16 protein-coding genes and 1 tRNA gene are annotated in these 21,064 nt (G+C 71.7%); 10 read left to right on the top strand and 7 right to left on the bottom strand.

The window, feature by feature from the left end; all coding sequences use genetic code 11:
- Positions 1-90 precede the first annotated feature (90 nt).
- Together STSP_RS39905 and STSP_RS01200 are read left to right on the top strand one after the other, a co-directional pair.
- Positions 91-291: a helix-turn-helix transcriptional regulator gene (locus tag STSP_RS39905; RefSeq protein WP_067270799.1), complete on the top strand. Its 201-nt coding sequence runs from the start codon at positions 91-93 to the stop codon at positions 289-291.
- Positions 288-1,724, top strand: coding sequence for a tyrosine-type recombinase/integrase (locus tag STSP_RS01200; protein WP_067270796.1), 1,437 nt, complete (start codon positions 288-290; stop codon positions 1,722-1,724). The genes STSP_RS39905 and STSP_RS01200 overlap by 4 nt, the downstream gene beginning before the upstream one ends.
- A 44-nt stretch (positions 1,725-1,768) precedes the next feature.
- On the opposite strand, the gene STSP_RS01195 is transcribed toward STSP_RS01200, so the two are convergent.
- Both STSP_RS01195 and STSP_RS01190 read right to left on the bottom strand, forming a co-directional pair.
- On the bottom strand, positions 1,769-3,679 hold the full coding sequence (locus STSP_RS01195; RefSeq protein ID WP_067270794.1) for a TerD family protein: 1,911 nt from the start codon (positions 3,677-3,679) through the stop codon (positions 1,769-1,771).
- A 293-nt stretch (positions 3,680-3,972) separates the two neighbouring features.
- Positions 3,973-4,045, bottom strand: a tRNA-Arg gene (locus tag STSP_RS01190).
- 308 nt (positions 4,046-4,353) lie between these two features.
- On the opposite strand from STSP_RS01190, the gene STSP_RS01185 reads away from it, so the two are divergent.
- The 7 genes from STSP_RS01185 (at position 4,354) to STSP_RS01155 (ending at position 13,360) form a co-directional block, all read left to right on the top strand.
- Complete coding sequence (locus STSP_RS01185; RefSeq protein WP_067270792.1) at positions 4,354-5,988, top strand: dynamin family protein; 1,635 nt, start codon at positions 4,354-4,356, stop codon at positions 5,986-5,988.
- Entirely contained in the window at positions 5,985-8,021 is a 2,037-nt protein-coding gene (locus STSP_RS01180) for a GTP-binding protein (RefSeq protein ID WP_408646222.1), read from the top strand. Before STSP_RS01185 ends, STSP_RS01180 begins: the two co-directional genes overlap by 4 nt.
- Before the next feature lie 77 nt (positions 8,022-8,098).
- The gene (locus STSP_RS41080) at positions 8,099-8,680 is read left to right on the top strand and encodes a single-stranded DNA-binding protein (protein WP_078066794.1); all 582 of its coding nucleotides are present in this window, start codon (positions 8,099-8,101) and stop codon (positions 8,678-8,680) included.
- A gap of 213 nt (positions 8,681-8,893) precedes the next feature.
- Positions 8,894-10,300 carry a thioester domain-containing protein gene (locus STSP_RS01170; protein ID WP_078066793.1) on the top strand — a complete coding sequence of 469 codons (1,407 nt, stop codon included), beginning with the start codon at positions 8,894-8,896 and terminating at the stop codon, positions 10,298-10,300.
- 231 nt (positions 10,301-10,531) lie between these two features.
- Positions 10,532-12,196: an energy-dependent translational throttle protein EttA gene (gene ettA, locus STSP_RS01165; protein WP_067270790.1), complete on the top strand. Its 1,665-nt coding sequence runs from the start codon at positions 10,532-10,534 to the stop codon at positions 12,194-12,196.
- A 7-nt stretch (positions 12,197-12,203) separates the two neighbouring features.
- The gene (locus tag STSP_RS01160; protein WP_067270788.1) at positions 12,204-12,635 is read left to right on the top strand and encodes an acyl-CoA thioesterase; all 432 of its coding nucleotides are present in this window, start codon (positions 12,204-12,206) and stop codon (positions 12,633-12,635) included.
- Positions 12,632-13,360, top strand: a complete 729-nt coding sequence (locus STSP_RS01155; protein ID WP_067270786.1) for a hypothetical protein — start codon at positions 12,632-12,634, stop codon at positions 13,358-13,360. Before STSP_RS01160 ends, STSP_RS01155 begins: the two co-directional genes overlap by 4 nt.
- A gap of 297 nt (positions 13,361-13,657) precedes the next feature.
- Here the strand turns inward: STSP_RS01155 and STSP_RS01150 are convergent, their stop codons facing one another.
- Complete coding sequence (locus tag STSP_RS01150) at positions 13,658-14,062, bottom strand: globin (RefSeq protein ID WP_067270784.1); 405 nt, start codon at positions 14,060-14,062, stop codon at positions 13,658-13,660.
- Between the two features lie 233 nt (positions 14,063-14,295).
- Here STSP_RS01150 and STSP_RS01145 point away from each other — a divergent pair, with 233 nt between their 5' ends.
- Entirely contained in the window at positions 14,296-15,288 is a 993-nt protein-coding gene (locus tag STSP_RS01145; RefSeq protein ID WP_067270781.1) for a methyltransferase domain-containing protein, read from the top strand.
- A 122-nt stretch (positions 15,289-15,410) separates the two neighbouring features.
- On the opposite strand, the gene STSP_RS01140 is transcribed toward STSP_RS01145, so the two are convergent.
- From STSP_RS01140 to STSP_RS01125, 4 genes are all read right to left on the bottom strand, one after another.
- On the bottom strand, positions 15,411-16,751 hold the full coding sequence (locus STSP_RS01140) for an FHA domain-containing protein (protein ID WP_067270779.1): 1,341 nt from the start codon (positions 16,749-16,751) through the stop codon (positions 15,411-15,413).
- 100 nt (positions 16,752-16,851) lie between these two features.
- Positions 16,852-18,198: a vWA domain-containing protein gene (locus tag STSP_RS01135; RefSeq protein ID WP_067270777.1), complete on the bottom strand. Its 1,347-nt coding sequence runs from the start codon at positions 18,196-18,198 to the stop codon at positions 16,852-16,854.
- 78 nt (positions 18,199-18,276) lie between these two features.
- Positions 18,277-19,728 carry a PP2C family serine/threonine-protein phosphatase gene (locus STSP_RS01130; RefSeq protein WP_067270775.1) on the bottom strand — a complete coding sequence of 484 codons (1,452 nt, stop codon included), beginning with the start codon at positions 19,726-19,728 and terminating at the stop codon, positions 18,277-18,279.
- A gap of 100 nt (positions 19,729-19,828) precedes the next feature.
- On the bottom strand, positions 19,829-21,064 hold a 1,236-nt coding region (locus STSP_RS01125), incomplete at its 5' end, for a tetratricopeptide repeat protein (RefSeq protein ID WP_408646221.1).

The raw sequence follows: 21,064 nt of genomic DNA, 5'->3' as shown, positions 1-21,064 counted from the left end.
TATCGACTGGCAACTCCACAGTCCGCCTGCCTTTCGCACCGACCCGGCGCAAATGCAGGACAGCCCCGCCCCCTGCCCAAGGAACACCGCTTGACGTCTCCGCCCCGCCGCCCCACCGACAAACTCACGGTCGAAGAGTTCTGCGACGACCTCCGCATCTCCAGCTCCACCTTCTACGACTGGCGGAAGAAGGGCACAGCCCCGCGCTGCATACGCATTCCCAACGGCGCTTTGCGCATCCGCCGCAGTGACTACGAGAACTGGCTGACCGACTGCGAGGACCACGCTTGAGCAACCGGTCCTACAAGGTCCGCTTCTACGACACGGAGATCTACAGGGGAAAGCGCAAGACCAGCTACACCGTCCGGTGGTCCGTCAACGGAAGGCGTCACGGCCAGAGTTATGCCACGAGCGCGCTCGCCGAATCCTTCCGCGCAACGCTGCGCGTAGCCGCGAACAACGGTGAACCATTCGACATGGACACCGGCCTGCCGGTCTCACACGCCACCTCCGCTTCTGAGGCCACCAACTACGAATTCGCCCTCCAGTACGTCGACATGAAGTGGCCGCGCATCTCGGCCAACAACCGCAAGAACACCGCCAAGGCCCTCACCAAGGTCACCCTCGCATTGCTCCGCACCGAACTCCCGGACCGCTTCGACCCCATCGACGTACGCCGGGCCCTGCGCGAGTACGCCTTCAACAAGCTCCGACGCGACGAGGCGCCGCCCGAAGTCCGCACCGTCCTGTCGTGGATAGCCCGCAACTCCCTGCCCATGACGGCCTGGGAGGACACCAAACGCGTCGACGCCGTCCTGCAAGCGCTCGACACACTTCTGGACGGCAGCCCGGCCGCCGCCAGCTCCGTCAAGCGCGAGCAGCGGATCCTCAACGTGGCGATGAAGTACGCCGTCCGGCAGAAGATCCTCACCGCCAACCCGCTCCCCAAGGGCAAGGAGGAAGGCGCCGCCCCCAAGGTGGCCGAGGCCGTCGACAAGCGGTCGCTGCTCAACCCGGGTCAGGTCGCCCGCCTCCTGGCCTGGATCGCCGACCGCCCCCGCACCGGCCACCGCCTCCACGCCTTCTTCGCCACCCTCTACTACGCCGGACTGCGGCCGGAGGAGGCCGTAGCCCTCCGCGTCAGCGCCACCACACTGCCCGCCGAGGGCTGGGGCGAACTGCTCGTCCACACCGCCGAGCCCGAGGTCGGCAGCCAGTGGACCGACGACGGCCGCGTCCACGAGACCCGCGACCTCAAGGGCCGCGCCGAGGGCGACACCCGCCCCGTCCCCGCCCACCCGGCACTCGTCGCTGTCCTCCGCGACCTGATCAAAAGGGACGGCCTCCAGCCGGGCGACCTCTTCTTCCCCGGCGAGAAGGGCGGGCTGCTGGCCGGATCGGTCTTCCGCCGCGCCTGGAACAAGGCTCGCAAGGCGGTCCTGCCAGAGCACGAATACGAGTCACCCGTGGGCAAGCGCGTCTACGACCTGCGCCACACCTGCCTGACCACCTGGCTCAACCACGGCATCCCACCCGCCCAGGTCGCCGAGTGGGCCGGCAACAGCGTCCCCGTCCTGCTCGCCACCTACGCCCGCTGCATCACGGGCCAGCTCGCCGAGCTCCAGCAGCGCATCGAAGGCCCCCAGCGATTGCCCGCAGGGCCGGCCCCGAGCATGCCGGTTCCCAAGCCCGGATCCACGCCCGCACCGCGTCGCCGAGCCTGAACCAGGCGCAGGGACGCGCAGATCTTCGCTCCCGGTGCCGGCGTTCAGTCGGCGATGTCGACGCCGTATCTGCGTGCGAGGGCGTTGAGGCCGCGGTCGTAGCCCTGGCCGACGGCGCGTAGGCGCCAGACCGGGCCTCTGCGGTAGATCTCCGCGAGCAGCATGGTGCGTTCGGTGGTGGCGGCGTCCAGGGTGGCCCGGGCGAGCGGTGCCCCGCTGCTGCCGGGGGCGGCACTGATCTGGATGGCACCGACCGTCCCGAAGGTGGCGGTGCCGTCGATGGCCGCGGCGACGACGACCTTGCGCGTCGCGGGCGGCAGGGAGGCCAGGTTGAGGGCGATGGTCTGCTCCGCGGGGCCGCCGGTCAGTAGCCGCACAGTCCCGGCCGGGCTCTCGGGGGCTCCGTAGAAGATGAAGTCTTCGTCGAAGGTGACCTGTTCGTCCTCGTCGAGGAGGAAGGCGACGACGTCGATCTCGTAGTCGGTCTGCGGGGCCCAGCCGGCGGTGACGTACCATTCCGGCGCGGGTCTGCCGTGCGGCATGGGCAGGTCGATGACACCGCCTCTCGGCATCACGTGCGGCTCCTGAGTCCGGAGGGCTGCCGCGGCCGGGGCGGTGGCGGTCGGAGCGGTGAGCCAGTGGAGGTCGTGCACGGGGAGTTCGAGGGCGGTGATGCGGCTCATGCGCCGGTCGCCCTGCCCTCCCTCCAGGAGTACGACGTCGGTGACGCTGGCGGACAGGTTGATCGCCGCGGACCCGCCCAGCTCGACGATGCGGGCACGTGCTGCCGCGGCATCGGCATGGACACCACCGAGCACCAGTACGCGACGCCCGGCCAGAGGTTTGTCCAACGTGCCGATGGAGGGCTCCGGTCGGCGCGGAGCGGGTACTCCCGCACCGGGGGCGACCCTGGGGAGGGCCGCGGCCTCCGGCACGGGCGCGGCAGAGGCCGTGGTGGGCGCCGACTCCGCGGGGCCGACGACTGGTTCTGGTTCCGGCTCGGCTGCGGGGGCGACAGCGGCGGCGGTCGCCTCATGTGCTGTCCCCGGTCGTACGTCGGCCAGCAGCCGCAGGAAGGTGTGCTCGTTGATGACCGGCACGCCTTCGGCGACTGCGCGTCGGGCCTTTGCCGAACCGGACGCCGGTTCATTGGTGACCAGCACGCTGGTGTGCCGGCTGACGGAGGTCATCATGTTCAGCCCGGCGGCGACCGCCCGCCCGACCAGCTCCGCCCGGGCGTGGGCGGTCTCACCGGTGATCGCGACCTTCATGCCCTGCTGGAGAGGTTCGCCGGGAGGCAGCCGTCCAGGATTGCGGTAGGCGCAGGGAGTCTTCGGTGGCTTCGGCGTGAACTGCGACTCTGCCCGGGGTGGGCAGGTCACCAGCGGCAGGGGCAGATCGAGCCGTGCTGCCTCGCGCAGTGACGCCCGCAGGATCCCGGCCAGCACACGGGTGTCGTCCAGCGCATCGTGCGCGCGCTGCTGGGGGATGCCGTAATGGGCGGCGAGGGTGCCGAGCTTCATGTCGTCCGTCGGCGGATCCACCTGGCGATTCAGAGCCAGGGTGCACAGCCGCTGCGACACCGGCAGCCACATCCGCGCACGGGCGAACTCGTAGGCCAGGAAGTCGTAGTCGAACTGCGCGTTGTGGGCGACCAGGACCCGGTCCTGAAGCATCGCGCCGATCCGCCCGGCGACCTGGTCGAAGGTCGGCGCACCCTGTAACCGCTCGACGGTCAGCCCGTGCACCTCCACCGGTCCCGGATCGCAGCCCGGATTGAGCAGGGTCGAGAACTCCCCGGTCTGCTCGCCGTCCGGCCCGATCGTGATCACCGCGACGGACAGCACGCGATCTCGCCGGGCCATGAGTCCCGACGTCTCCACATCGACCAAGACCCAGTCGTGTGCGTAGTCGGCCATGTCGGGTACATCGAGGGAGGTGGAGACGAGACTCATGGCGGCAAGGATGATCTGATATCCAGCGCTCCTTCAACCTGTATGCCGTTTTGCCCTCATCTATTCGGTTGCGGCGACATGGTCGTCCTGCGGCGACTGCAGAGAGACCGCACCGAAACTTCGGGAAGTTTTCGGGAAGAACACCCGCCGAGGGCCGGACGAAATCGTCTCCAGCCGGACACCCGCCGAGTCCGCCCGAGGGTGCACCCGCACCCGCGAAGCAGCTTCGCCGAGCCCGATAAACGCCCTCTGACCAGCAAAAACGCCCTCCCGATGGGAGGGCGGAGAAAGGGCGCCCCCGGCAGGACTCGAACCTGCGGCCAAGCGCTTAGAAGGCGCCTGCTCTATCCACTGAGCTACGGGGGCCGGGTGGTGGCCGGTGGCCTGGGGCCCTGGGTGGGGCTGATCCGGGACCTTGCCGGGGACAAGGATAGGGCTCCTGGATCCTTGTCTCTCGTGCTTCCCCTCCGCGGTTCGATGTGGAGGTTCAGTGAAGCGGTCCCGATAATCGCAGGCAGGTACGAATCCTGCACCGCTTTTGGCCTCTCACGCCCCGGGTGTTGTGCACTCGTTATGCCTGCGCCCCACTGGCCCCTTCCGTCCCGCGTGTCTGATCGGCGCGCAGAGGCACCCATATGCTTCAGAAAGGCTCCAAAATTGGGCATTCTTCGCATGTGGTGACCTTCGACGTACGGCCTCAGCTGCTCGACGCACTCTCTGTCCTGCGCGACCGTGTCGCCGCCACGCGCTTTCCGCTGCCCGTGGCGGGGGCGGCACGCGCGCGTGCCAACCGGGAGGAACTGCTGCAGCAGCTCGACGATTACCTGGTGCCCCGCCTCAAGGAACCCGAAGCGCCGCTGCTCGCGGTGATCGGCGGCTCCACCGGAGCCGGCAAGTCGACCCTCGTGAACTCCCTCGTGGGGCGCAAGGTCACCGAGGCGGGGGTGCTGCGGCCGACGACGCGTACACCGGTGCTGGTCTGCCATCCGGACGACCAGCACTGGTACACCGGGAAGCGCGTCCTGCCCCACCTCGCGCGCGTGCGGGCGCCGAAGCAGGAGACATGGCGGGGCAGACGGCCGCCCGCCAGACCCGGGGGGCGGGCGCTGCGGATCGAGACCGTCGACACCCTGCCGCCCGGCCTCGCGCTCCTCGACGCGCCCGACATCGACTCGCTCGTGGCCGAGAACCGGCTCCTCGCCGCCGAGCTGATCTGCGCCGCCGACGTGTGGGTCATGGTCACCACCGCCGCCCGGTACGCCGACGCCGTGCCCTGGCATCTGCTGCGTACCGCCAAGGAGCACAACGTGACGCTCGTCACCGTGCTCGACCGGGTGCCGCACCAGGTCGCCACAGAGGTGTCACGGCAGTACGCGGCGCTGCTCACGAAGGCGGGGCTCGGCGACGCGCCCCGGTTCACCGTGCCCGAGCTGCCCGAGTCCGCGGAGAGCGGCGGGCTGCTGCCCGGGACCGCCGTGGCGCCGCTGCGGGCCTGGCTGACCCATCGCGCACACGACATGGGAGCCCGCCGCCAGGCCATCGTCCGTACCGCCAACGGTGTCATGAACTCGCTGCGTGCGCGGACGCCCGAGCTCGCCGGCGCCGTCGCCGCCCAGCACGCGGCCGCACTCCGCCTCACCGCCGCTGTGGAGGAGGCCTACGAAGAAGAGCACGCGCGCGTGCGGGGCCGTCTGCAGGCCGGGGCCGTGCTCGCGGGGGACGCTCTCAAGCGCTGGCGGAGCTATCCGCTGGACTGCAGCCCGGAGGAACTGCTCGACGCGCTCGTCGAGAGCCTGGTGACGCTGCTGCTGAACGCGGTGGCGGCGGCCGACGAGCGCGTCGACGAGGCCTGGCGGCACGAACCCGGCGGTCTCGCTCCGGGGCTGACGGTCCGTGCCCCGGGCCTCGAGAGCGCCGAACACCGCGTCGGCATGGCCGTACGGCGGTGGCGGCGCGTCATCGAGGAGTATGCGGAGGAGGAGGTGCGCGCCCTCGATGCTCCATCGGATGTGCGGGTGCACCCGCGTGGCGGCGCGCCGGACCCGGTGGCGCTTGCCGCTCTGCTCGCCACCGCTCTGCTGGGCGGGCGCCGGGCCCGTTCGGCGGGCGAGAACCTGGCCGAGCGCATCGGGGCCCACGGTGCGCTCCGGCTGCGCGACCGAGGCGGAAACCTGCTCACCAGCTACGTGGACAAGGTGCTCAGGGTCGAGCGCGAACGGCGCCTCGCCCCGCTCGACGCCCTCGGCGTGCACCCCGAACCCCAGGCCGAACTCATCGCCGCGCTGTCCGTCATGCAGAAGGAGAGGTGACCGCGGTGACCGCAGTCACTGACCACAGGGATCACTCCGACCCCACCGGAGGATCGGGCAGGGCTCGCCGCTCGGGCCCGTCCGGCACAACGGGGTCCGGCACATCAGGAGCAGATGGCGGACCCGACTCGAAGGGCGGTGGCTCCCGAGCGGCCGGTGGCGACACCAGGCACGCGCGCGTGGACGACGACGGCGGCCGGGGCGGCGAGCACGCGCGCGGCAGCCTGCGGCCGGACCGGGAGAGCGACGGCACCTGGGACGACGGGCTGATCGCGCGGCGCGTGGCCGAAGCGGGCGAGGCCGGCGAGGCGAAGGGCGGAGCCGGGAGCGACCAGCTCGCCGACGGCGGAGCGGAGCCCCCTCGCGGAGGCGACGCCTCGACGGGTTCGTCCGCGCCGGGCGGCACCCGGTACGACACGGAGCTGCGGCCCCGGCTCGACTCACTGCGCGAGCTCATCGGACTGTCCCGAACCCGGCTCGACAGGAGGACGCTCGCCGAGGCGGGCCGCGTCCTGGACGAGGCCGCCGCCCGGCGCAGACTGTCCGACGAGCACACCGTGGTCGCCATCGCAGGGGCCACCGGCAGCGGAAAGTCGTCGCTGTTCAACGCACTCGCCGGGACGGCCATCTCCGAGGCCGGGGTGCGCAGGCCGACCACCGCGGCGCCCGTGGCGTGCAGCTGGACGGACGGTGCCGCAGGGCTGCTCGACCGGCTCGGCATCCCCATGCGGCTGCGCCGCAGGCCCGCGCAGAGCCCGGACGGGGAGGCGCAGCTGCGCGGCCTGGTCCTGATCGACCTGCCCGACCACGACTCGGCCGTCGCCGCCCACCGCGAACAGGTCGACCGCATCCTCGCGCTCGTCGACGCGGTGATCTGGGTCGTCGACCCCGAGAAGTACGCGGACGCCGTGCTGCACGAGCGCTATCTGCGGCCCCTGGCTGGGCACGCGGAGGTCACCTTCGTCGTGCTCAACCAGGTGGACCGGCTGCCGGGCGACGCCGCCGACCAGGTGCTCGACGATCTGCGGCGGCTGCTCGACGAGGACGGCGTCGCGCTCGGGGAGTACGGCGAGCCGGGCGCGACGGTGCTCGCGCTGTCCGCGCTGACGGGCGAGGGGGTCGGCGAACTGCGCGACGCACTCGACCAGTTCGTGGCGGAACGGGGCGCCCCCGTCCGCCGTATCTCCGCGGACGTGGACGCCGCGGCGGCACGCCTGCGGCCCCTCTACGCGGCGGAGCGGCGCCCCGGGCTCACGGAGTCGGCGCGCCAGGAGTTCACCGACCAGCTCGCCGAGGCGGTGGGCGCCGCGGCTGCCGGGGAGGCCGCGGAGCGGGTCTGGACCCGTAACGCCAACAAGGCGTGCGGCACACCGTGGCTGCGGCTGTGGCGGTGGTACCAGGCCCGGAACGCACCGGTCGCGCTGCGGCCGCGGCCGGGTCCTCCGGCGCCGGTGGACGAGGAGGCCGCGGCACGCCAGCGCGTGGAGCAGGCGGTACGCACGGTGGCGGACAAAGCGGCGCACGGGCTGCCCGCGCCGTGGGCACAGGCCGTGCGCGAGGCCGCCGCACGCGGTGCGCAGGGGTTGCCCGAGGCGCTCGACGAGGTGGCGGTGACCGCCGGAGTGCCTGTGGGGCAACGGCCGCCGCGGCCCGGCTGGTGGCCGCTCGCCGTGCTCGTCCAGGCGTCGATGACCCTCGTCCAGATCATCGGCGGGCTGTGGCTGCTGGCGCAGGTCATCGGGGTCTGCCCGCCCAACCTGGGCGTGCCGGTGCTGCTCATGTCGGTGGGCATCGTGGGCGGCCCGTGCGTCGAGCGGGCCTGCGGTGTGGCAGTACGCGGGCCCGCGCGGCGGTACGGAGCGGAGGCGGAACGGCGCCTCAGGGAGGCGGCCGCCGCCTGCGGCAGGGCTCGCGTGCTGGATCCGGTGGCGGCGGAGCTGCTGCGGTACCAGGAGGTGCGCGAGAAGTACGTGGAGGTGATCGGGGTCGGGCGGTCCGGAGGGGTGACGAAGTTGTCCACAACCAGCGGGTAACCCACAGGTCTCGGCGAGCCCGGTCCGGCGGAGGCACTCTGACGGGGAGTCGGACACGCACAGGGAGGGGTTCGGAGATGAACGAGACCATGGTGACCGTCGTGGGGAACGTGGCGACGACGCCGGTGGAGCGCGAGCTGCCGACGGGGTCGGTGGCGCGCTTCCGGCTGGCAGTGACCGCACGCCACCGGGACCGTGTGAAGGAGGCATGGGTCGACGGGCACACCAACTTCTTCACGGTGTGCGCCTGGCGGTCGCTCGCCGCCAATGTGATGGCGTCCGTGAACATCGGCGACCCCGTCATCGTGCAGGGCAGGCTCAAGGTGCGGCAGGAGGAGCGGGGCGGACAGCAATGGATGTCGGCTGACATCGACGCGCTGGCGATCGGCCATGACATGTCGCGCGGGACCTCGGCGTTCCGCCGGGCCATGAAACGCGAGGCGGTGCAGGCGGCCTACGGGATGGCGCCGGGAATTCAGGGGGCGTCGCAGGGGGAGCGGAGTCCGGCAGGGGGCATGGAGGAGCCACCACCCTTCGGCGCGGGCACCGGTGTGCCGCCCGCGCCCGCGCCCGCGCCCGCGTCCGCGTCCGAGCCCGAGCCCGAGCCGGTCTTCGAAGCGGGGAGCCAACTGGCCCCGCAGGCAGCATATGTGACGTAGGGTCACGTACTCGTAGCCGCAGCTCGCACCACGGCGCGTGGAGCCGACCCGGTCGGCGATAACGATTCCGAGTCGGATCGGTTATCCGATGACATGACTGGGGATCATGGTGCGCCGCGTTCATAGGATGCCCGGCATAGCCCACGGGGCAATTGATTCTGCCGGCGGGACCACCCCCCCCATGTCAACGGGTCCCGCCTGAAGGGGAATTCTGTGTTTTCTGCGTTCTCTGTCCACAGGCGGGGTCTGGTCCGCCTCGCCACCGCGGCCCTCGCGCCGGGGCTCGTCGCCGCCGGCGCGATCGTCGCGGCGGCCCCGGCCGTCGCGGACGACGTCCCGCAGCACCAGGGCGGTGCGACCGCCACGCTGACCGGGCTGAAGATCCACGGCGAGGCAGTCGTCCACGGAAGCGGCGAAGAGCAGGAAGAACAGCGCGTCCCCGCGGGCCTCTTCGAGATGTCCGTCGACGGCGGCGGCACTTTGCAGACGTACTGCATAGACATCCAGAACCCCACGCAGAAGGACGCCAGGTACCAGGAGACTCCCTGGAGCGGCACATCGCTCGGCGGCAACCCGGACGCGGGCAGGATCCGCTGGATCCTGCAGAACTCCTACCCGCAGGTCAACGACCTCGCCGAGCTGGCCAGGAAGGCGGGGGCGCGGGGCCTCAGCGAGCAGGACGCGGCGGCGGGCACGCAGGTCGCGATCTGGCGGTACTCGGACGACGCGGACGTCGAGGCGGTCGACCCTGACGCCGAGAAGCTGGCGGACTATCTGCAGAAGAGCGCGCGGAATCTCGCGGAGCCGAAGGCCTCGCTGACCCTCGACCCGCCCGCCGTCTCCGGGCACCCCGGGGAGAGGCTCGGCCCGGTCACCGTGCGGACCAACGCCGGCCGGGTCAGTGTGACGCCGCCGGCAGACTCCGCGACGAGCGGCGTGAAGGCCGTCGACAAGAACGGCAAATCCGTCACGACGGCGTCCGACAGCACCCAGCTGTACTTCGAGGTCCCCGAGGGCGCTCCCGACGGCTCGGCCGAGCTGCAGCTGCAGGCGTCGACCACCGTGCCGGTCGGCCGTGCCTTCGCCTCCGAGACCCGCAGCCAGACCCAGATCCTCGCGGGCTCCAGCGAGTCGGCGGTCGCCGCCACGGCGACCGCCGACTGGGCGACGACAGGTGCGATACCGGCGGTCTCGGCCGAGAAGAACTGCGCGAAGAGCGGCGTGGACATCACCGTGAGCAACGAGGGCGACGAGGCCTACACCTTCGAGCTGATGGGGCTCGAGCACACCATCCCGGCCGGGCAGTCGCAGACGGTGACCATACCGCTGCAGGAAGACCAGGCGTACGACTTCACGATCAAGGGGCTGAACGGCCTCGACAAGCGGATCAAGGGCGTACTCGACTGCCAGACCGAGAGCGCCGGGGGTGGTGACACGGTGCAGATGGTCTCCACGCCCAGTCCGGCGTCGGCCGGGGGCACTTCCGGCGGCACTGACCTCGCTGAGACCGGGAGCTCCAGCGCCACACCGTGGATCGCGGGGACAGCGGTGGCCCTGGTCGTGGTCGGCGGCGCGGCGGTGTTCCTGGTGCGGAAGAAGAAGACGCCGACCGAGGACTGATCGACGCGCGAACCGAGGGCGGATCCAGCCCGACGTGCTGTGAGGGCGGGGCAACCCTGGGTGACTTCGGGCCTCCTGGGCTGCGTGGAGGCCCGGCGTGGCTCCGCGGCGCCGGGGGCGCCGGTGGCATCACCCGCCCGCCCCGGCGTATCCCGTTTTCGTCGAGCGACGGCAGTACGGCAAGATGGGTGTATCTGCCCACTCCCAGATTCAGATGCCGGACGGTTTCTCTTGGCTGAGTTCATTTACACCATGCGCAAGGCGCGCAAGGCGCACGGCGACAAGGTGATCCTCGACGACGTCACCCTGAGCTTCCTGCCGGGCGCGAAGATCGGCGTGGTCGGACCGAACGGCGCCGGTAAGTCGACGGTGCTGAAGATCATGGCGGGTCTGGAGCAGCCGTCGAACGGTGACGCCTTCCTGACCCCTGGTTACAGCGTCGGCATCCTGCTGCAGGAGCCCCCGCTGAACGAGGAGAAGACCGTCCTGGAGAACGTCCAGGACGGTGTCGCCGAGATCAAGGGCAAGCTCGACCGGTTCAACGAGATCGCCGAGCAGATGGCGACCGAGTACACCGACGAGCTGATGGAGGAGATGGGCAAGCTCCAGGAGGACCTCGACCACGCCAACGCGTGGGACCTGGACTCCCAGCTGGAGCAGGCCATGGACGCCCTGGGCTGTCCGCCCGGCGACTGGCCGGTCACCAACCTCTCCGGTGGTGAGAAGCGCCGCGTCGCCCTCTGCAAGCTGCTGCTCGAGCAGCCCGACCTGCTGCTCCTCGACGAGCCCACCAACCACCTCGACGCCGAGTCGGTGAACTGGCTGGAGCAGCACCTCGCCAAGTACCCGGGCACCGTCGTCGCCGTCACCCACGACCGGTACTTCCTCGACAACGTCGCCGGATGGATCTGCGAGGTCGACCGTGGCCGTCTCCACGGCTACGAGGGCAACTACTCCATGTACCTGGAGACCAAGGCCGCCCGTCTGAAGGTCGAGGGCCAGAAGGACGCGAAGCGCCAGAAGCGGCTCAAGGAAGAGCTCGAGTGGGTCCGCTCCAACGCCAAGGGGCGGCAGGCCAAGTCCAAGGCGCGTCTCGCGCGGTACGAGGAGATGGCCGCCGAGGCGGAGAAGATGCGGAAGCTGGACTTCGAGGAGATCCAGATCCCGCCGGGCCCGCGTCTGGGCAACGTCGTCGTCGAGGTCAACAACCTCAGCAAGGCCTTCGGGGACAAGGTCCTCATCGACGACCTCAGCTTCACGCTGCCGCGCAACGGCATCGTCGGCGTGATCGGCCCGAACGGCGCCGGCAAGACCACGCTGTTCAAGATGATCCAGGGCATCGAGGAGCCGGACTCCGGTTCGATCAAGGTCGGCGAGACCGTCAAGATCTCGTACGTCGACCAGACCCGCGCCAACATCGACCCGAAGAAGACGCTGTGGGCCGTCGTCTCGGACGAGCTGGACTACATCAACGTCGGCCAGGTCGAGATGCCGTCCCGGGCGTACGTGTCCGCGTTCGGCTTCAAGGGCCCGGACCAGCAGAAGCCAGCCGGGGTGCTCTCCGGTGGTGAGCGCAACCGCCTCAACCTGGCGCTCACCCTCAAGCAGGGCGGCAACCTGCTGCTCCTCGACGAGCCGACCAACGACCTCGACGTCGAGACTCTGTCCTCGCTGGAGAACGCGCTGCTCGAGTTCCCGGGCTGCGCGGTCGTCGTCTCCCACGACCGGTGGTTCCTGGACCGCGTGGCGACGCACATCCTCGCCTACGAGGGCAACTCGAAGTGGTTCTGGTTCGAGGGCAACTTCGAGTCGTACGAGAAGAACAAGATCGAGCGGCTCGGCCCGGACGCCGCCCGTCCGCACCGCGCCACCTACAAGAAGCTGACGCGAGGCTGAGGCGCCGGTGGCCCGTCACATCTACAGCTGCCCCCTGCGCTGGTCGGACATGGACGCCTTCGGGCACGTCAACAACGTGGTCTTCCTCCGCTATCTGGAGGAGGCGCGGATCGACTTCATGTTCCGGCTGGCGCCGGGGGACGGCAGTCCCTCCTTCTCGGGCGGCTCCGTCGTGGCGCGCCACGAGATCGACTACGTACGGCCGCTCGTGCACCGGCACGAGCCCGTGACCGTCGAATCGTGGGTGACGAAGATCAGCGCCGCGTCGCTCACCATCGCGTACGAGATCAAGGACCCCGACCAGGTGTACGTGCGGGCGTCGACGGTCGTCGTCCCGTACAACCTCGAGGCACAGCGGCCGCGGCGGATCACCGCCGAGGAGAAGACGTTCCTGCAGCAGTACCTGGAGGGCGAGAAGTCGGAGGCGCTCGCCGCATGACGGCGCCACCGACGCTGCACTTCGCCGACGCCGGGGAGGCGGCGGACCTGGCCGCCTTCCTGGCCCGGCTGATCCACTACGACCGTGCGGCCGCCGTACGCCTCCAGGCGTCCGGGACCACGCTCGCGGTCTTCGGGCAGCCGCCGTCGTTCGAGGTCCTCGCGATCCGCACGGCGCGGCTCACGAAGCCGTACGAGGACGGGGGCGGCTCCACGCTCGACGCCACCGTCTCGGCGGGTGAACTCCTCGAATCCGTCGACGAGAACGCCGGCACCGCCAGGGTGCCTTCGAGCGTCACCGGCCCGCCCTGGGCGGGGCTGCTCCCGCCCCGCGGCGGCTGGCGGCAGGAGCCGGGACTGCCCGCGCCGGACGCCATCCGCTCCACGGTGGCCGGGGCGGTCGCCGAATTCCGCTCCCGCGTCGAGGAGTTGGCGCCCGAGCAGCGCACCCGTGCCGAGCTGGACCGTATCGGCCGCGATATATGGTCGCGGCCGCTGGGCGACACACACCTGCCGGTTCGGGCCGCCCATGCGGCACAGGCACTGGGCTTCCTGCGTCCCGTCCGCGCCACCGCGAACGCCACGGCCAGGGCAGCGGCAGCGCCCGGCGAGGCGCAGCAGTTGGCGCTGCTCTCGTCGGGCGCATGGCTCAGGCTGCGTACGCCGTACGGGTCGATCGCGGTGCGCAGGGCGGGGCTCGGGGCGCTCAGCGTCAGCGTGCGCTGACGCTCCGCTGGGGGTGCCGATGTGGGGCTCCGCCGCGGGGCCGCGATGGCCGTCGCAGCCCCGCGGCGCCGCGATGGCCGTTGGTTCGGTGCGGCGCCGTCGTGGCTGGTCGCGCAGTTCCCCGCGCCCCTTCGCGGCCGCAGGTCGATTCTCGCGTCCGTTGGCCGCCCCGCGTCCTACACCGCGGCCAGAGCGCCGCGGTGAGGCCGAAACCGATCAGGCCCATCGTCGTGGTGAGCACGGTCCAGGTGCGCAGGCCGCTGGCCACGTCGAGGCGGCGGCGACGACGGCGGCGGATCAGCCCGCTGTGTTCACCATCGAGGCCGCCGCGTACGTGAGGTAGTTCCACAGCGTGCGCTCGTGTTCCTCGGAGAGGCCCAGCTCGTCGACGGCGACGCGCATGTGCTTCAGCCATGCGTCGTGCGCCGCGCGGTCCACGGTGAAGGGGGCGTGGCGCATGCGCAGCCGCGGGTGGCCGCGGCGCTGGCTGTACGTCGTCGGCCCGCCCCAGTACTGCATCAGGAACAGGGCGAGGCGCTCCTCGGCCGGGCCCAGGTCCTCCTCCGGATACATGGGGCGCAGGATCGGGTCCTCGGCGACACCCTCGTAGAAGCGGTGCACCAGACGCCGGAAGGTCTCCTCGCCGCCGACCTGCTCGTAGAAGGACTGCTCCTGAAGCGTGCCGCGCGGAATCTCGGTCACGTCGGTTGGCCTCGCAATGGGTCTCGTCTCGGGTACGCCCCCTGGCGTCGGTCGGCCGGGGGTCCGGGGCTCTCCCCGGAATTGCAGCACGTGTCCCATGGTCTCAGACACCCCGGCGGAGGACGGAGGGCTTAGGACCCGGCCGGCACCCGTACGTTCGAGGACGCGCCCATGGGTGAGGCCCATCAGTGAGCTGCCTCGCCTCCGCGGGCGTACCGCAGGACAGTGGGTGTATGGCCCTGAGCCCGCCGGTGAACGAGGATCCCGCTGCCGCGGCGACCGCGGCACGGGCCGCACTCGTGCGCGAGATCGAGGCGACCGGCGCCTGGGACGACGACCCGGTCTGGCGGAGGGGGTTCGCGGAGGTCCCGCGGCATCTGTTCGTGCCGTACTACTTCGTGGGCGCCCCCGAGACCGCGCGCGGCTATGAGCGGCTGTGGGGCGAGGACCCCGATCCCAAGCGCCGCGCCCGCTGGCTGAGGGGCGCCTACGAGGACGGGCCGCTGGCCACGCGGGTACGCGACGGCCGGCTCGTGTCGTCCAGCAGCCAGCCGTCGCTGATGGCGAAAATGCTGGTCGAGCTGGGGATACGGGACGGCGACACGGTCCTGGAGATCGGCGCGGGCACCGGCTACAACGCGGCGCTGCTGGCCCACCGGCTCGGCGACGACCACGTCACGACGATCGATCTCGACCCGGAGATCACGGAGTCCGCGCGCCGGCATCTCGCGGCCGTCGGCTACCACCCGGTGGTCGTCACCGGCGACGGGGCGCGCGGCTGCCCCGAGCGCGCCCCCTTCGACCGGATCATCGCCACCTGCACCGTGGTGTCGGTGCCGCGCCCGTGGATCGCCCAGTGCCGTCCGGGCGCCCGCATCCTCGCGCCGCTCGCGACGGGGCTGGTCGCGCTCGACGTGCAGGACACCGGGCATGCCGAGGGACGCTTCCTGCACACACCCGCGTACTTCGTGCCGCTGCGCGGTACGGGCCGGGAGGAGCACGACGCACGGCAACTGGGCGGGCTGCCGCGCAGGGCCCTGCACAACGAGATGTTCCGGTTCCTGCTGGCCCTGTCCGCGGGCAGCCTCGATCCGATGGAGGCGCTCGCCCTGTGGCAGCGGGAGCGGCCAGGGCGCGAACGGTTCGGGATCACGGTCAGCGGCGACCATGAATGGGCCTGGCTGGACGACCCCGAAGGCCCGTACGCCTGGCCCCTTCCGGACTGAAGCCGACCGCGGGTACGGGTCCTCGGGCCTTCGCTGCCCATCCCTCCCCCGGCGGCTGCTCCGTCGCCTGTCCTTCCGTCGCCCGCCGCTGCGCAGTCGCCCGCCCTGCGCAGTCCGACTGGCTAACCGCGCCTGATCGTGATCGTCGTCCACGCGCCCACATGCACCCGGTCGCCGTCCCGCAGCGGTACGGGGACGAAGGGCTGGATGGGCTCCTCGGCGCCGTTGACCGTGGTGCCGTTGGTCGAGTTCTGGTCGACGATCGCCCAGGAGCCGTCGGGCTGCTGGACCAGCACCGCGTGCTGGTGCGAGACGCCCGGGTCCTCCGGCGGCACCGACAGGTCGATGTCGGGGGTGTCGCCGGTGGAGTGGCGGCGGCGGCCGATGGTGATCTGGTTGCCGACGAGCTGACGCTGCTGCTCCGGCGAGTACGCGGGCAGGTTCAGCCCCGCGGCCTCCGGGCCCGAGCGCTGCATCATCGCCATGAAGTACTCGCGGTCGGGGCCGATGGTCGCGGTCCAGGTGGCGGGCGGCGCGTAGCCACCCGGCGGCTGGGTCTGTCCCTGCGGCTGCTGGAACGAGGGCGCACCGGGCCCGCCCGCGCCGTTGCCCGGGGCCGACGGCGGGGAGAGCACCCAGTCGCCGTCACCGCCGCCACCGCCGTCACCGAAGGACGGCCCACCGGAGATGCCAGGTCCGCCGGGTGCGCCAGGTCCGCCCGGCCCGCCGGGCCCAGTCGGGGCCGGTGCCTGCGGCTGACCCGTCTCCTGCGGGAACGCGGGCTGGGCCGGTCGGCCAGGCTGCAGGAAGGCCTGCGGAATACCGGGCCCGCCCGGACCCCCGGGCACGCCGGTACCGCCTGAGGTCCCGGGGCCACCGGAACCCCCGGGCGTACTCGGACCCCCGGGTCCGCCAGGGCCACCGGGTCCGCCAGGGCCACCGTGGCCGGGCGGCGGCACCTGCCCCGACTGGTCGTTCCCGAACGGATCGCCACCGAACGGCGGAATCGGTTCAGCGGGCCGGTTCATCTGCGAGGGCCGCGAGCTCTGATACTCGTACGGATCGGGGCCGGGACCCGGCTGCGGCCGGAACTGCAGCCCCGGGTTGGGGCCGCCGGGGCCCGCGCCCACACCTGGACCAGGGCCGGGACCGGGGGCCGGCGGGCGCGGGGCGGCCGGGGTGTACGAGGTCGCCGTGTTCGTCAGGAAGTTCCAGCGGCACTCCTCGCAGAACGGTGCCCCGCCCTCGCGCGGGGTGCGGCACTGCGGGCAGAGCTCCGCGTCGGGCGCGGCGCCTTGCGGCGGTCCGCCCTGCTGGGCGCCCGGAGCCGGCGGCGGGAAACCGTACCCGGGTGCCGGGGGCGGCGGGGGTGGGGGCGGGGGCACGGCACCGGCCATGCGGTGACCGCAGACCTCGCACCAGTCGTCGGAACCCGACTGGTGTCCGTTCGGGCAGGTCGGCATGTCGGCGCTTCCCCCTCTCCTTCTTCGGCCCCTAGGCCGCTCTCTCTCCGGCCGCGGCGGCCGGTCTGCCGGTTGTCCGCGTCGTCCGCTGCGGCAGTTCCTACGACTTCTTCACGCGAACCGTCTTCGTCGACCGAGTCTCGAGGGTCATCTCGTCGGCCTCCTCGACCTTCGCTTTCAGTCGCACAGTACCTGTCGCGGCATCGACCACGTCCACCACCTTCGCAAGGAGTTTCGCAGTATCCGCGTTCCCGGAGGCGCTGGCGAGCTGAACGGCGCGGCCCAGTTTGGCCGTTGCGCCATCGACATCTCCCGCCTTACGGGCATCCAGCCCCTGTTGGATGACTTGTGCCAGTTCCGCCTGGCCCGTGTAGTGCGCGACCTGCGGATTGATCGACGTCGACGCCGCCATGTCGTCGGTCCACACCGCGCGTACGAGCCCCTGGGACAGCGCCTGTACAGAACCGTCGTCCCGGGGAATCACCAAGGACACGCGGGCGGCGAGCATCTCCTGCCCGATACCGGCCGCGGGCACCTCGACGCAGACGTGGTAGTCGCGGGACTCGTCGCCCCAGGAGCCGGTCGGATAGTCCCCGGCGCGCGGGCCCGCCTCCGTGCGGCGGTCGGTCAACTCCTCGACCGTGGGCGCCACCTGCTTCACGAACTTGATCTCCGCACCCATGGGCGTCCACAGACGCAGCGAGACGTCGGCGACCTCCTTGCCCATCGCCGTCTCCATCATCTGCGTGAAGTCCGCTGCGAGGCCCGCCGGGTCGGCGACGATGTCGGCCGTGCCGAGCAGGGCGGAGGCGATCCCGGTGACCTCCTTCACCTCCCAGTCCGTGCCGACACCGCGGGCGTCACAGGTGAAACGGCCCACGCAGGAGTCGAGGGCGGCCTTCAGATCCTCCGGCGACTCGTGTTCGTTGCGGCCGTCGGTCAGCAGGATGCCGTGCCGGATGGTCACGTCCGCGGAGGACAGCAGGCGGTCGGCGAGACGCAGCCAGGTGCCGATCGCGGTGCCGCCGCCCGCGGACAGCCTGCGCAGCGCCTGCTTGGCCTGGTCACGCGTCGTCGCGTCGGCCACGGCCAGCCGGCCGCCGCCCGGATAGACCTCCTTGGCCACATGCGTGCCGCCGATCACGGCGAAGTGCACACCGTCGCGGAGGGTGTCGATCGCGGCCGCCGTGGCGTCGCGGGCGTTGCGCATCTTCGTCGGCGGATAGTCCATCGAACCCGAGCAGTCGACCATGATCGCCACGGCGGCGTCCGGGGCCTGACCCGCCGAATAGAGGTGCGGGGCGGTCACCGCCGAGCCGATTGTGCCGCCTCCGGTCGAGGTCACCGTGACGATGGCGTTCACCTCACGGCCGCCCTCGGGCAGGTACTCGTTTTGGTAGACCTCGACCGAGAACTGCGGCGCGTTGGACTTCGAGAAGTTGGCCATGGACTCTGCTCCCCCCTGAGGCTTCCCACGGCACTGTGGGCGAAAAATGCGTACGTGACGTGAATCGCCAGGTCTGTCTCAGGCCGATCCTGCCCCTTGCGGCGGGACCGGGAACGGCAGGACCGCCACTGTTACGTTGTCGTGGCCCCCACCGTCCAGCGCATGGCCGACCAGTACCTGGGCGCTGCGCAGCGGGCGTTCGGCGGCGTCGGCCGGGATGGCCTCGGCCATCTCCTCCGCCGCCTCCGCGTAGTTCCACAGTCCGTCCGTGCACACCACCACTACACCCGGCCGGTCCGGCTTGAAGGAAGCCGTGTGCGGCTCGAGTTCGTACGCATCGGCGCCGAGCCAACCTGTGATGGCATGGGCGCGCTCGTCCGCGTAGGCCTCCGTCTCGCTCATCAGACCCGCGGCGACCATCTGCGCGGCCCATGAGTCGTCCTCGGTGAGCCGCGCCGCGGGGGACGTGCGGTCGACCGGCACCCAGTACGCGCGGCTGTCGCCGACCCAGCCCACGACCAGCAGGCCGCCCGCGACGATGGCGCCGACCAGGGTGCACGCGGGCGCGTTCTGCTGGTGCGGAGCGTGCTCCTGCGGGGAGGTCTGCTCCATGGCCAGTGAGTTGACCGCGTCGGAGGCCGCGATGATCGCGTCGTGCATGGCCTGCTGCGGATGCGTACCGCGCGGCAGGCTCTCGAGGAGCGACTCATTGGCGGCGCGGGACGCGGCGAGTGACGCCTCGTCGGGCCGGCTCGCCGACGACACCCCGTCGCAGACGACGGCGACGACGGCGAGTGAGCCGTCGGGCAGCGCGGTCGAGGAGACGGCGAACGCGTCCTCGTTGCGGTGGTGGCGCAGACCGCGGTCGCTGACCGCGGCCACCGCGCCCAGCTCCTGCTCCATGTGATCGCGCTCGCGCGGCTGGGCGTGCCCGCAGTGCTCGCAGTAGCCGTCCTGGTCGACACGGCCCGTACGGCAGGCGACGCACAGCTTCGTATCGGGCTCGGGCGGCGACAGCTCGCCGGGGGCGACGGTCCGCGGGTCGGTCGGGGGGTCGGTCGGGGGGTTTCCCGGGGTGCCCCCGGCAGGGTCCCCGTCGATGGGGGCACGGCCCATGCCCTCAAGGCCGTGGGGGAGGAGATCGTGGGAGGGGGCGTGGGACGGCGCTGGGGTTCCCGCTGGGCTTCCCGAGTCGATGCCGCGCAGGTCGGTCGGCAGATGTACCGGCACGGGGGTGTCGGAACTGTCCGTCTCGGGGGCGATCGGCCAGTCGACGGAGGGGGCGGCGGCCGGGGACGGCGCCGGTCGGGACGGGGGCGGCGCGGCTTGGGCCCGGGGCGGCGCCGGTTGGGACGGGGACGCGGCCGGTTGGGGCGGCGCCGGTGCCGTGCCGTTCATGGCGATCGTGGGGTGGTCCTCCGGCGCAGGCAGCGCCGACAGGTCGTACCCGCACGCACCGCAGAACCGGTCACCCGACTCCAGCGGCTCCTCGCAGCTGGGGCAGGTCGCCCCGGCAGCCAGCTGGTGCATCTGCGGCGTCACTCGTTTCACCTCACCATTGCGTACGGGCGTGTGCTGCACAGTGCTGCGGTCCGGGGCACGGGGGTACGGCCCCCGGTACGGCGGTGCATCACACCCACGTCCGAGGGCGGAACCGGTTGGCCCGCTCCACCAGTTGGATCCTCTCCTCGCCGCCCTGGGCGAGGCGGGCCAGGGTCCGGTACGAACGCTCGAGACCGAACCGCAGCCCACGTTCGTCGAGTCGACTGCCGAGCAACGCGGTCCGGCCGCCGTTCGCACCGGGTCCGGAACCCTGGCTACCGGAGAGTACCCAGTCCAGGGCGGTGCCCAGCACCTCGGCCGACAACTGCTCGCGGCGTACCGCATCCAGGCCGAAGGCGCCGAGCGCCTCGACCTGGCCCGCGGCCGCCGTCAGATCATCGAGGAGCGGGTCGGCGGCCACGCGCTGCCGCAGCCGCGCCCGCACCGCCGCGACACGCGCGGCCGTGTAGTGGATCGACGACTCAGGCACCGACTCCAGCGTGTGCACGGCGTTGCGCCGGTCTCCCGCGGCGAACTGCACACGCGCCAGGCCGAACGCGGCGCTCACATAGCTGGGATCGGTCGTCCATACGAGGCGGTAGTACTCGGCGGCGTTGTCGAGCTGTCCCAGCACCTCCGCGCATACGCCGAGCGCGAGCTTGGGGGCGGGCTCGCCGGGGAACGCGTCGTAGACCGCGTCGAACGACAGCGCCGCGACCTCGTGGTCCGCGGTCGCCAGCGCGGTGATGCCGCGGTACCAGACGACGCGCCAGTCGTCGGGATGGTCGCTCTCGAGTTCCTCCAGGACCCGGGTGGCGGACCCGTGCTCGCCCATCTCCAGGAGGGCCCGCAGCTCGCGCAGCCGCAGTTCCGGGGAGCCGGTCGGTGCCGCGCGCAGCGCGGTGATCAGCTCCGCGGGTGCGGAGGCCATCAGACCCGCCAGGAACCCGGCGTTGGGGTCGTTCGGGTCTACGCGGGGGAGCGGCAGGGCGAGAGCCGTGGCGGCGCCCTGGACGGGCAGTGTTCCGGCGGCTCCGCCGCCGGCGGCATTGGCGGCTCCGCCGCCCCAGGCACCGGCGCCTCCGGCGCCCAGAGCATTGGCGGCTCCGCCGCCCACGGTCCCGGCGGCTCCGCCGCCCAAAGCGTTAGCGGCTCCGCCGCCCGGCATCGCGGCGCCTCCGGCGCCTGAGGGAAGCGGCACCCCTGAGGGAACCGGCAGACCAGAGGGAACCGGCACGCCCGAGGGAACCGGCAGACCAGAGGGAACCGGCACGCCCGAGTGAATCGGCACGCCCGAGGAAGAACCCGCACCCCCCTTCCGCCC

The organism is Streptomyces jeddahensis (assembly GCF_001642995.1).
Lineage (GTDB): Bacteria > Actinomycetota > Actinomycetes > Streptomycetales > Streptomycetaceae > Streptomyces > Streptomyces jeddahensis.
The sequence above is the reverse complement of the archived record's forward strand: the minus strand, read 5'-3'. Positions and strand labels throughout refer to the sequence as shown.